The 12,362-nt window shown below is 33.7% G+C and carries 14 protein-coding genes; 8 read left to right on the top strand and 6 right to left on the bottom strand.

Going from position 1 to position 12,362, the window contains the following annotated elements; translation table 11 throughout:
• The first annotated feature begins 459 nt into the window (after positions 1–459).
• Both H599_RS0111725 and H599_RS0111720 read left to right on the top strand, forming a co-directional pair.
• Positions 460–1,407, top strand: coding sequence for a 2-hydroxyacid dehydrogenase (locus tag H599_RS0111725; RefSeq protein WP_026714316.1), 948 nt, complete (start codon positions 460–462; stop codon positions 1,405–1,407).
• A 93-nt stretch (positions 1,408–1,500) separates the two neighbouring features.
• Positions 1,501–1,782, top strand: coding sequence for a TM2 domain-containing protein (locus H599_RS0111720; RefSeq protein WP_026714315.1), 282 nt, complete (start codon positions 1,501–1,503; stop codon positions 1,780–1,782).
• A gap of 90 nt (positions 1,783–1,872) precedes the next feature.
• On the opposite strand, the gene H599_RS0111715 is transcribed toward H599_RS0111720, so the two are convergent.
• Positions 1,873–3,675 (bottom strand): GNAT family N-acyltransferase, encoded by a 1,803-nt coding sequence (locus H599_RS0111715; protein ID WP_026714314.1) that lies wholly within the window; start codon positions 3,673–3,675, stop codon positions 1,873–1,875.
• A gap of 138 nt (positions 3,676–3,813) precedes the next feature.
• On the opposite strand from H599_RS0111715, the gene H599_RS0111710 reads away from it, so the two are divergent.
• Both H599_RS0111710 and H599_RS0111705 read left to right on the top strand, forming a co-directional pair.
• Positions 3,814–4,578 (top strand): exodeoxyribonuclease III, encoded by a 765-nt coding sequence (locus H599_RS0111710; protein ID WP_026714313.1) that lies wholly within the window; start codon positions 3,814–3,816, stop codon positions 4,576–4,578.
• 24 nt (positions 4,579–4,602) lie between these two features.
• Positions 4,603–5,544: an OmpA/MotB family protein gene (locus H599_RS0111705; RefSeq protein ID WP_026714312.1), complete on the top strand. Its 942-nt coding sequence runs from the start codon at positions 4,603–4,605 to the stop codon at positions 5,542–5,544.
• A 46-nt stretch (positions 5,545–5,590) separates the two neighbouring features.
• On the opposite strand, the gene H599_RS19595 is transcribed toward H599_RS0111705, so the two are convergent.
• The 4 genes from H599_RS19595 to H599_RS0111680 form a co-directional block, all read right to left on the bottom strand.
• Positions 5,591–5,932 carry a hypothetical protein gene (locus H599_RS19595; RefSeq protein ID WP_026714311.1) on the bottom strand — a complete coding sequence of 114 codons (342 nt, stop codon included), beginning with the start codon at positions 5,930–5,932 and terminating at the stop codon, positions 5,591–5,593.
• Between the two features lie 291 nt (positions 5,933–6,223).
• Positions 6,224–6,445 (bottom strand): hypothetical protein, encoded by a 222-nt coding sequence (locus H599_RS0111690; protein ID WP_026714309.1) that lies wholly within the window; start codon positions 6,443–6,445, stop codon positions 6,224–6,226.
• Positions 6,446–6,776: 331 nt separating this feature from the next.
• Positions 6,777–6,947: a Sec-independent protein translocase subunit TatA/TatB gene (locus H599_RS20585; RefSeq protein WP_081810553.1), complete on the bottom strand. Its 171-nt coding sequence runs from the start codon at positions 6,945–6,947 to the stop codon at positions 6,777–6,779.
• 194 nt (positions 6,948–7,141) lie between these two features.
• Positions 7,142–7,345 carry a hypothetical protein gene (locus H599_RS0111680; RefSeq protein WP_026714308.1) on the bottom strand — a complete coding sequence of 68 codons (204 nt, stop codon included), beginning with the start codon at positions 7,343–7,345 and terminating at the stop codon, positions 7,142–7,144.
• A 197-nt stretch (positions 7,346–7,542) separates the two neighbouring features.
• Between H599_RS0111680 and H599_RS19590 the strand changes: the two genes are divergently transcribed.
• Positions 7,543–7,818 carry a helix-turn-helix domain-containing protein gene (locus tag H599_RS19590; RefSeq protein WP_051590727.1) on the top strand — a complete coding sequence of 92 codons (276 nt, stop codon included), beginning with the start codon at positions 7,543–7,545 and terminating at the stop codon, positions 7,816–7,818.
• Positions 7,819–8,041: 223 nt separating this feature from the next.
• Positions 8,042–9,079, top strand: coding sequence for an NADP(H)-dependent aldo-keto reductase (locus H599_RS0111670; RefSeq protein ID WP_026714307.1), 1,038 nt, complete (start codon positions 8,042–8,044; stop codon positions 9,077–9,079).
• 125 nt (positions 9,080–9,204) lie between these two features.
• Here H599_RS0111670 and H599_RS0111665 read toward each other — a convergent pair whose 3' ends face one another.
• A complete protein-coding gene (locus tag H599_RS0111665) occupies positions 9,205–11,166 on the bottom strand; it encodes a transglycosylase domain-containing protein (protein ID WP_026714306.1) in 1,962 nt (653 codons plus the stop codon).
• 264 nt (positions 11,167–11,430) lie between these two features.
• Here H599_RS0111665 and H599_RS19585 point away from each other — a divergent pair, with 264 nt between their 5' ends.
• Both H599_RS19585 and H599_RS0111655 read left to right on the top strand, forming a co-directional pair.
• On the top strand, positions 11,431–12,003 hold the full coding sequence (locus H599_RS19585; protein ID WP_051590726.1) for a porin family protein: 573 nt from the start codon (positions 11,431–11,433) through the stop codon (positions 12,001–12,003).
• Positions 12,004–12,083: 80 nt separating this feature from the next.
• A partial coding sequence (locus H599_RS0111655; RefSeq protein ID WP_026714305.1) for a transposase occupies positions 12,084–12,362 on the top strand: 279 nt, incomplete at its 3' end.

Below are 12,362 nucleotides of genomic sequence, written 5' to 3'. Positions count from 1 at the left end.
AAATAATAATGCAAATGTTTGATAATCATGTAGTTTATCCGAAAAAAGAGCTTTACATCGAAAAAAAGAAAAGTTGTTTTTATAAAACTAAAAATAGCCGTAATTTTATGGAAGTGAACCCCGTCTACTCTAACTTTTCTGGTTAATGGTTTAATTTGTTACTAACATTAAATAAACATTATTATGAAAAAGTTATTCAACATGATTTACGACAAAATTTCCCGTTTTCTATTCGGAGACGAAACAATGGTGAAATACTAACAACAAATCGTAAAAGAAGCGCGTATGTAAAAAAATTACTTTAGGTTTGATTAATTCAACGATGAACCATTTCTAAATTTATACTGATTTAGAAATGGTTTTTTGTTTTTCTGAATTAAAACCCCAACGCTTCCCTAAATTTCCCGTCACCCAAAAGCAGATATTTTTTGCTAATTTTGAAAGCTCAAAATCATAATTATGCAAATTAAAATTCTACACATCGATAGTAATCATCCCATCCTGATGCAACAATTACAAGAGGCTGGTTTTGAAAACCATGAAGATTTTACCTCTTCCAAAGAAGCCATAGAAGCAAAAATTCAGGAATATCACGGCATTGTAATTCGCAGTCGTTTTAAAATTGACAAAACATTTTTGGACAAAGCAACCAATTTGCAGTTTATTGCCCGTGTAGGAGCCGGTTTGGAAAGCATCGATTGCGAATATGCCACTTCAAAAAATATCGCATTAATTGCTGCTCCGGAAGGTAACCGAAATGCCGTTGCCGGGCATTCTTTAGGTATGATTTTATCGCTTTTTAACAACTTAAACCGCGCCGACAGAGAAATTCGTTCCGGACACTGGAACAGAGAAAGCAACCGTGGTCATGAATTAGACGGAAAAACCGTTGGAATTATCGGTTATGGGAACATGGGAAAATGGTTTGCTAAAAAGCTACGAGGTTTTGATGTAAAAGTGCTTTGTTATGACATCAAAGAAAATGTAGGCGACGAAAATGCCCAACAGGTTTCTTTAGCCGAATTACAGCAAAAAACAGATGTTTTGAGTCTGCACCTGCCATGGACTCCGGAAACGGATAAAATGGTTAATACCAACTTTATTAATGCCTTCGCAAAATCATTCTGGATACTCAACACTTCAAGAGGAAAAAATATCGTTACAGCCGACTTGGTTACAGCCTTACAATCCAAAAAAATCTTAGGAGCAGGTTTAGATGTTTTGGAGTATGAAAAACTCTCTTTTGAAACCTTATTTCAGGACAAAACAACTCCGGAAGCGTTTCAATATTTATTAGACGCTGATAATGTTTTATTGTCTCCACATGTTGCCGGATGGACTTTTGAAAGTCACGAGCGCCTGGCACAAACTATTGTTGATAAAATCAAAGCTTTATTTGCTCAATAAAATAAAAACCAGCTTTTTGTAAAACCAAAAAATTTCCTTTTTTCAGGATAATTTCATAAATTTATAGATTGATAATCACTAAATTATGGGATTATGGAAGATTCAAAATACGAACACTGGAACCAACCGCAGCCCTATGAAGAAGACAATAAAAGAATTGCTGCGGGTTTATTAGCAATAATCTTAGGTCCATTTGGAATCCATAAATTTCTCTTAGGTTATACTAAAACGGGTATTTTTTGGCTTTTTCTAAGTCTCATCAGTTTTGGCGCCATAACGGGATTACTCGGACTTATAGAAGGTATTATCTATCTGACAAAATCAGATGATGAATTTTACAGAACCTACCAAATGGGAAGAAAACCCTGGTTTTAGATATTCAGACTAAAAAAAACCGCAGATTCGCAGATTTAATAATTTACAATCTGTGAATCTGCGGTAAATTTTTAAAAAAGTATAAAAACACTATTCCCCTTTTTCATTAAATTTTTTCTCCAATTCAGCCTGAAATTCTTCCATAACCGGTTTCATTGTACTTTCCGGAATATCGGCAATTCTAATGTACATTAAACCATCAATAGCATTATTAAACAAAGGATCGACATTAAAAGCGACTACTTTTGCATTTTGTTTAATGTATTTTTTAATCAATACCGGCAAACGCAAAATTCCAGGCTCCAATTCGTCAATAATTTTATCAAATTTATTCAAATCGGCTTCCGTTTCATTGAAGATAAAATCTTTGTCAGCATCTTTTAATTTCACTTTATAAGCCTTTTTCGGATGAATATATTGTGCTATATATGGATCGTAATAATTGGATTTCATAAACTCAATCATCAGTGATTTAGAAAAATCAGAAAACTGATTACTAATACTCACCCCACCTATAAGATATTTATGTTCCGGAAAACGCAAGGTAGTATGAATAATTCCTTTCCAAAGCAGGAATAACGGCATCGGTTTTTGCTGGTATTCTTTAATAATGAAAGCGCGTCCCATCTCAATCGACTGATGCATGGTTTCAAACAATTCCGGTTCGAAACGAAATAATTCATTCAAATAAAAACCTTCAATTCCGTATTTTGGATAGATTTCACCTCCCAAACCCATTCGGTAAGCTCCGGCGATTTTTTGCGCTTCATCATCCCACAAAAACAAATGATGGTAATATTGGTCAAATTTATCTAAATCGATAGATTCATTCGTTCCTTCGCCAACTTCTCTAAAGGTAATTTCACGCAGTCGCCCAATTTCATGCAAAATGCTCGGAATTTTTTCGGCTCCGGCAAAAAACACTTCATAATTTTTGCTTTGTAACAAGCGACAATCGGTATTTCTTAAGGCATTAACTTCGGCAATAATTTTTTCTTCATTAGCCGGAGTGACAATTTCCTTTGGATTTTTAGGCAATTTTAAATGGGGCGTTGTCAATAATTTGCTTTCCTTTTCAAAAGGATTCGCCAGCATATAAGTTTTCTTTCTCAGAAATTCCGAATAGGCTTCAATACTTTCGTATTCGTTTTGTTCCGCCACCGAAATTGGTTTTCCAATTCTAACTTTAATCACGCGGTTTTTTTGACTAAACAATTCCGAAGGCAATTTAGCCGTACGCAACGTACTACTGATTTTGGAGAGGAAATAAAACAAACGACTGTTTTTAGCATGAAAATAAATAGGAACCACCGGAACCTGAGCTTTTCTAATTACTTTGATAGCCCCTTCTTCCCAAGGTTTATCCACAACAAGCTGCCCGTCTTTATAACTGGAAACCTCCCCGGCAGGAAACATCCCCAAGGGTTTTCCGTCACTTAAATGACGCAAAGTCTCTTTAATCCCTAAAACACTCGATTTTACATCCTTATGATTTTCAAAAGGATTTACCGGCATAATGTATTGCTTTAATGGTTCAATGCGATGCAAAAGAAAATTAGCAATAATTTTAAAATTAGGCTCTTTTTCCAACATCAGTTTCAACAATAAAATTCCGTCAATTCCTCCCAGCGGATGATTGGAAATAGTAATATAAGCGCCATCTTTAGGCAGACGTTTAAAATCTTCTTCCGGAATTTCAAATTTTATCTGTAAGTCGTCCACAATACCATTTAAAAAATCAATTTCTTTCAAATGTTTATTGCGATTGTAATATTTATTGAGTGTAGAAATTCTCAACGCCTTCATTAATAGCCAACCTGAAAAAGTCCCTAAGACCCCGTATTTATCAACATTTATTGCTTTTGCAACTTCTTTGGCTGTAACTAAACCCATTTAATTTTTCTTTTTTGAGCGAAAAACAAAGATAGAAAAAAACTCCATTATCCGACTATGAGCCTACTTTGATTTTAAAATTTTATACCTGCTACCAGTTATTTTTTAGTATTTTTGGGAATCAAAAAATTTAAAAAAATGAGGATTTTATCATATAATGTCAACGGAATTCGGGCAGCTATTTCAAAAGGATTTATCAATTGGTTAGAACAGGCCAAACCCGATGTCGTTTGTCTTCAGGAAATTAAGGCTACTCCTGATCAGCTTCCGTTAATGGATTTTGAAATGGCAGGCTACCCTTATCACTATTGGTTTCCGGCAACCAAGAAAGGTTATAGCGGTGTTGCAATTTTATCAAAAATTAAACCTAAAAACGTAGTTTATGGCACGGGAATTGAGCACATGGACCACGAAGGACGAAATCTACGCATCGATTTTGATGATTTTTCAGTTATGAGTTTGTATTTGCCTTCAGGTACCAACATCGAAAGACTCAATCATAAATTCATGTTTATGGATGATTTCCAAAATTACATCAACGAATTAAAAAAGGAAATCCCTAATTTAATTATTTGTGGCGATTACAATATTTGTCACGAGGCCATCGATATTCATGATCCGATACGAAATGCGAAAGTTTCCGGATTCCTTCCCGAAGAACGTGCCTGGCTGGATGCTTTCTTAAAAAACGGATTCATTGACAGTTTCCGCTTTTTAAACAAAGAACCGGGTAATTATTCCTGGTGGACCGTTCGTGTAAAAACAGCCCGAACTGACAATAAAGGCTGGCGTATTGATTATTGTCTGGTGAGCGAACCTTTGAAAGACAAAATCAAAAAAGCGCTTATTTTACCCGAGGCCAAACATTCTGATCACTGTCCCGTTCTGGTAGATATCGAATAATATAAACATTTTAAACTCTTAAAAATGATCAAAAAAATCTCCTTAAGCCTGTTAGCTCTGGCACTTTCAACTTCTTGTGTTTCCAAGAAAATATATACAGACTTAGAAAACAAATACACCGATTTAAAGAAAGAAAACAGAAGCTTAACCGACGAAAATGAGGCACTTTTAAAAGCCAAAAACAAATTAAAATCTGACCGCGAGACTTTGCAAAATGAATTAAGCAAAATAAAATCGGAGCGCGACAAACTAACGGCTGACCAAAAAGCACTAAACGAAAAAATAGCCCGTTTGGAAGATTCTTACAATGCTTTGGAGAAAAACAGCAACGATGCTTTACAGGCCAACATGAAAAAGAATCGTGATTTATTAGCCGAATTAGAAGCCAAGCAAAAAGCCTTATCTATTGAACAAGAACGTTTAAGTAAAAATGCACAACGCCTGAAAGAACTGGAAGATAAAATAGCCGCTAACGAGGCTTCCATGCGAAAATTAAAAGAAACTTTGTCAAAAGCTCTTAACGGATTTGAAGGCAAAGGCTTAACCGTAGAACAAAAAAACGGAAAAGTATATGTATCCATGGAAAACAAATTACTTTTCAATTCCGGAAGCTGGGCTGTGAGTTCGGAAGGGAAAAAAGCGGTAGTGGAACTAGGAAAAGTATTGGGTGAAAACCCGGATATTGCGGTTTTGATTGAAGGTCATACGGATAACGACCCTTATGGTGGTTCCGGACCAATTGCTGACAACTGGGATTTATCAACCAAAAGAGCTACAGCCATTGTAGGAATTTTGAGCGAAAACAGAGCCATCAACAAAAAGAATTTAACCGCTGCCGGAAGAGGAGAATTCTCTCCGATTGCTACTAATGAAACGGCTGAAGGCAAAGCTAAAAACCGTCGTATTGAAATTATCTTAACACCAAGATTAGATGAAATCGCCGAGATGTTGAATGAGATTGATTAATTAAACATTAGATAAAAAAGTTTTGAAACAGTGTTTCAAAACTTTTTTATTTTTCATTCCAATATTCACTATAAAAATTTTCAGTTTCTATTAACTCTGAATGATTTCCAGATATTGAAATAGCAAGCAAAAACACAAACTCTGCACTTATAACAATTGACCATAACTTTTTAAATGTAACTGGAATTGCACTAAAAAAGAAAGTGCCAATGTAAAGAATATAAGCTATAAGACCTGTTTTAATGAGTAAAAGTATTGGCAGCAAAATATATCCAAGCCATTGCCACTTGTTTTGGATCTCAAAAAAATCTCGTACTTGTTTTTGCGTAAGTTGTTCTGAAAGTGAATTGTAAATCAAGTACTTGGGAAAAGTACTTTTTATAAGCATAATAAATTAGTAGAATTAAAAAACAGCAGCTTTTGCTACTGTTTTCAAGTTTACATATTACAACAGGGTTTCATTTTTTTGATTTGTATAGCTGAATATAAAATGTGCATGCTGCACATGAATAAATAATTAAATTTGCAATTTGTACAAATAATTCTTTACCTTTTAAAAAACCATCAATAACGATATTTGAAATTGATATGCCTAGTAAAAAAAGAGAAGCTACAAAAAGAATAAATAAAATAGGTTTACTAAATTTTATCATGACTGATATTTAATTATTAATTTGAATTATCTACAAGTAGCTCCCCAAGCAGAACTAGCAGCAAGCCATCCTCCAACAGCAATTCCTGTGGCTAGCCCACCACTTGCCGCAGTTAGTGTTGCCAAACCTCCAAATGCAAATACTAAGCCTACAGTTGCTCCACCGCAACCATTCCAAAAACCACTCCCAGCCATAATGTTTTCCATTTCGACAAATGTCAATCTGTCTTCCATATTAATAAGACTCATTTTTTAAATTTCGGAATTTTTCATAAAGTCAATGATTTTGTTAATAGATTAATTTTTCTTCTTACAAAGTTTAATAAACAGAAATTAGTTTCCTATTCGAAAACGAATAATTTTGTTTATGAATTTCAGTTTCTATTAACTCTGAATGATTTCCAGATATTGAAATAGTGGATAGTCCAATTAAAGCAATAGAGAGCAATAGGTACTTGAAGAAAGTACTTTTCATAAACATGATAAACTAGTGAAATAAAAAGGACTATTGTAATTTTATAAAATAGTCCAACGATATTAAAAATAGTAAGATATTGTTTGGACACTATCCTGAAAGGATTTACTCCTTTTTTTTCGCGTCTTTATGTAAATCAGTATCTTTAATAGCACTCTTAAATTCTTTAATACCATTTCCTAGACCTTTCATTAATTCCGGTATTTTTTTTCCTCCGAATAATAATAAAACAGCAAAAACTATAAGTGTAATTTCTGTTATTCCAAATCTTCCCATTATTTGATAAATTTAAAAAAATTAATAAAAAAACAACCTCAAAAACAGATGCTCTTGAGGTTAAAATTTTCGTGGAGATGTACTACTTTTTTTTTTCTTTATAAATTTTATATCTATATCCTATTGCAATTATTACAATAAGCAGTATAATTGTTATAGCCCCTCTATTCATAATTTATTTCTAATTGTTTAAATTAATTTAGATAGAAACAAGCTGCAGTTGTTAATCCTCCAACTAATGGATTCATGCCAGAAGCAACGCCTGCTGCTAAACCACTTAATGCACAACCCCATAGCGTTGAGGATCCACTTCCGGCCATAATGTTTTCCATTTCAACAAATGTTAATCTGTCTTCCATATTAATAAGACTCATTTTTTTAATTTCGGAATTTTTCATAAAGTCAATGATTTTGTTAATAGATTAATTTTTCTTCTTACAAAGTTTAATAAACAGAAATTAGTTTCCTATTCGAAAACGAATAATTTTATTTATGAATTTGAGTTTATGTTAAATCTTATGAGTTATGTAAATATCACTAAAAGTGGGTATTGTAATTCTCATTTTAATATAGGAATTTGCTAAAAAAATAATGTATGAGCATTGGTGTTAAAATAAGACAACTAAGAGAAGCTAATAATTGGTCTCAACCAGAATTAGCACATCGCCTTGGTATAGCACAAACAACTTTATGCAACATAGAAAGTAGCACTACTAAAAAAATAGATTTTCTATTAATATACAAGATTTGTAGAGAATTTAAAGTAGAATTTGATTTTTTTATTAAAGAAGAACAAGTTAACGAAACTGGAGAAGACAATAAAAAAAAAATGCTAACTGTAATAGTCTCTTTGACAAGACAACACGAATAAAGTAGCTTGTTAAAGACAACAAACATAAAAATATTAAAAGTAAAGATTTGAAAAACAAACAATTACAGTCTTAATTTTAAACATGTGTATCATGGCAATTAAAACAAATACTTTATAACAATTATCAAAAATACGAGGATATGAAAACGATTTTATGACTTAGGTTTTACTTGAAAATATTAATCGTTTTATATAGTTTTGTTTTAATTTTTAAAACTCAACAATGAAATACACAACTTTACCCAATACTGATATTCAAGTAAGTAAAATATGCCTGGGTACCATGACTTTTGGGCAACAAAATACCGAAGCTGATGGTCATGCGCAAATGGATTATGCCGTTGCCAACGGGGTAAACTTTTTTGATACTGCCGAAATGTACTCCGTTCCGGCACGCAAAGAAACTTACGGAAGTACCGAAAAAATTCTGGGAACATGGTTTAAAAAATCCGGCAAAAGAGACGAAATTGTTTTGGCTACTAAAATTGCCGGACCCAATCCAAATTTTGGCTACATGCGTGAAAAGAATGATTTTTCACCAGCCAGTATTAAATACGCTTTAGAAAACAGTTTGCAACGCCTGCAAACCGATTATATTGATTTGTACCAATTGCACTGGCCGGAACGTAAAACCAATTTTTTTGGCAAAAGAGGTTTTATCGTAGAACACGATGCCTGGGAAGACAACATCCGATTGGTACTGGAAACTTTAGAAGGATTTATCAAAGAAGGAAAAATCAAACACATCGGACTTTCAAATGAAACTCCCTGGGGAATCATGCGTTTTCTGGAAGAAAGTAAATACAATAATCTGCCAAAAATCAGCACCGTTCAAAATCCGTATTCGTTGTTAAACCGCCAATTTGAAGTAGGTTCAGCCGAAGTATGCATGAAAGAAAATGCAGGTTTGTTAGCTTATTCTCCATTGGCTTTTGGAGTGCTTTCCGGGAAATTTTTAAGCGGAGAAAATCATCCTAACGCCCGTATCAAACTATTCCCGCAATTTTCCAGATACAACAGCGCCGAATGTACGGAGGCAGCCAAACGTTATCAGGAAATTGCTCAAAAACACAGTATTTCAATGGCTCAAATGGCTTTAGCTTTCGTTAAGCAACAGCCTTTTGTTACGAGTAATATTATTGGCGCGACAACTTTGGAACAATTAAAAGAAAACATCAGTTCGATCGACTTGGTTTTATCAGATGAAATCATTTCTGAAATCAATGCCGTTCATGCTGTAATTCCGGATCCTGCTCCTTAATTTACCCTAAAAATTTAAATTAACCATTAAGAATTTAAGTTTCATTAAGAAGAATTTCTCTTCATATTCTTAATTTCTTAATGGTTTTATTTTCTCACACGTTTTTAATGTTTCAGATAAAAAAATTAAAACTCAAATTCTTCATCGATTTTCAATGAGTCAACAACGGTTGTATCTTTGACTCTAATATGCAAAAAAGATTTAGCCGGACCGGTTAAAACGGTTTGCTCCTTTTTAAAAATCGTATCATCTACAGTCAGCAATCCTCTTCTAATCATTAAATTGGTTAAAAAAGAAACCTGTTTCATCGCCGATTCTTTCAAAATTCCTTCATCATTAAACTGATACATAAATTTCTTTGGACTTGGAATAATGCGCGCTAAATACAAGCATTCGTTAAAAGTCAATTCGGCAGGGGTTTTCCGGAAATAATACTGACTTGCTTCACCTATTCCATACACATTTGGTCCCCATTCGATAATATTAAAATACACCTCCAGCATACGGTTTTTGCTCACAATGCGGTTGTTTTCCAAAATATAAACCAATAGAATTTCTTCCAGTTTTCGGGACAAAGTTTTCTCTCTGGTCAGAAAAACATTCTTAATCAATTGCATGCTGATAGTACTGGCGCCACGGGAAAATTTTCGGGTGCGGATATTCTTAGCAATAGATTGTTTGAACGCTTCATTGATAAAACCATGATGCGAAAAGAACGAAGGATCTTCGGTAGTTAAGACACATTTTTGCAAATAAGGCGAAATTTGATCCAAAGGAGTATAGTTCACATTCGAAGTTCCTACCAAAACCGGACGCTGCAACATCCCGTTAATGATAGCGCGATAAATAAACTCACCATTGAGTTTGTTCAAATTGGCTTCGCCGTATTTGGTAATTTTCAGATTTTCTTTTTTCAGATTGCTGTTAAACACCAAATCGTTTGGTTTGTTTTTATTGTATGCAAAATCCAAATAATAATCGAAAGTTCCTTCGGCTTCCATGCCCTGAAAATGCGTAAACAAACCATCGGGAAGCGAAGTGATAAAATCCTGCGCTTTCATTTTTGGAATATTGATTTTGAGTTTGTAAATGGTATCCTCTTCGGTTTCATAAGCCAGATACGGGTGGAATTTCACCTTATTAAACTGCGCTGTCGAACTGCTGTCCACAGCCATAAAATCAGACCCTAACAGCAATCGGTAATCCAATCGGGCATTTTTAATTAAAACATCTTTTTGAGCAATTCTTCGATGATTAATTTTCAAATTGGCAATCGAAGCAAAACCGTCAATATGAAGTTCTCCACCGCTTTTATCTATATTTTCCACGTTCAGACGAATGGAATCAAAGCTCGAAATCAGATTGTAACGTTCGTCAAAATAAGGAACTTTAATCGCACCGGTATCAATATTAAAAAACCGGATATCAGCTTTTTTATTTCTTGGATCGGCAAAACCTTTTATTTTCCAGCGTTGCGCAAAAGTATTGGTTTGAACATCAATGGAAGTCTCCAGTTCTTTGTTGGTCAAAACTAATTTTTGAATACCAATAGTTGCTTTTTTGCCATTATCATTAAGCTTGAATTTCAAATTTTCAACATGCATATCCGTCGGAATTAAATTCAAAACTCTTGAAATAATCCGATAGGCAAAAGCAGCATAATCTTTTTTGTCAGAAGTATTTTCTTCGTCTTTATTTCTTTTTAAAAAGGCGGCAAAGTTTTTTACCTCACCTTTTTTAGTCAGCTGAATATATCCTTTTTTGATTTCTAAAGTTCCCAGTTGCACTTCACCCAGCAATAAGCGCCATACATTTACAGTCGTTTTAATTTCATGAATATTAAATAAAGTATCCGCATGATTAGGAACCAAGCTAACATCAGCCAGATGCACTCCCGAAAATCCTTCAAAAACAGCTTTTTTTACCACAAATCTACTGTTATAATCCGCTTCCATTTTGTTAGCCGTTTTAGCAATGATTTGTTGCAAAAGCACCTCTCTAAAACTAAAAATTCCAATAATTGCAAGCAATGCAAATGCTACTACAATTTTTGCAACTAAGAATATTTTTTGTTTTTGGGTTCTCATAAATCAGTTTTTTTTGGTCGCGAGCTAAAATAATAACTTTTTACTTTGATTGAGAATCTTCGTTTAAACTTTAATAAATACTTCACTTTTCCAGCAGAATAGCATGAAAAAAACCACAACTTATCTTATTATTTTACACTGAGCCAACCAAAACACCCCTAAATTACTGTAAAACAAGACACTAAACAAAAACGTTAAAAAGCCCGTAAATACTGGACTTTCCGAATGTTTTAGGTTAAATTTGCAGTACAAAAAAAATTAAAAATGAAAAAAGTTATTTTATCGGTTATTGCCGTACTATCATTTGCGTTTGCAAATGCACAAGAATCAAAAACAGTAAGATTTGGTGTTAAAGCCGGAGCTAATTACGATTGGTTAGCAACAGGTGACGCATCTGTTTACGATTTACGTCCTGAAGTAGGATACCACGCTGGTTTAGTAGCAGAATTCAAAATGTGTGATGAATTTTCATTCCAAGCTGAAGCTTTGTATTCACATTCCAGCTTTAAATTTGACGGAAACGGAAACACAAGTGGCAGCGATTTAAAAATTAGCGAAATAGCAATCCCTGTTTTAGCTAAATTTCACTTAGTTAAAGGTTTATCAATAGAAGTTGGCCCACAAGCAAGTGCCATTATAGACTCTGAAGCAAAAGGAATTTATGCTAACACCAATTTGAGAAAATATAACATCGCATCTGTTTCGGGCTTAGCTTATGGCTTTAACTCCGGAGCATTTGTTCAAGCTAGATATGTTTATAATTTCTTAGACTTGGCCTATGGACCTGCAGGAAACAATCGTTTTGGAATCCAGGCTTCTGTAGGTTACAAATTCTAATATCCATTTTCAGAAATAATCAGAAAACCATGCAGTTTGAACATGCCCCAAAAAGTTAGACACTATTTGGGGCATTTTTTATGAGAGAAAAAAGAAAATTTTCATCAGAATTCAAACTTGAACAAGTTTTAAAGCACACTAATGATCATCGTTCTTATGGTGCTATTTCGAAAGAAGTTGGTATAGATCATTCGCTTCTTAGAAGATGGGTTGGATTATACAAATCCAAAGGAATTTTAGGTTTAAAAATCAATAAGACTAAAACAGTTTTTAGTTTAGATTTTAAACTAAAAGTTGTTAAATATCTTATATCAAATAATTTATCTCTTTTAGATGCCAGTATAAAATTTGAAGTTCCT

It is taken from the genome of Flavobacterium daejeonense DSM 17708, from assembly GCF_000425425.1.
GTDB classification, from domain to species: domain Bacteria; phylum Bacteroidota; class Bacteroidia; order Flavobacteriales; family Flavobacteriaceae; genus Flavobacterium; species Flavobacterium daejeonense.
This window is presented reverse-complemented; position numbering and strand designations above follow the sequence as displayed.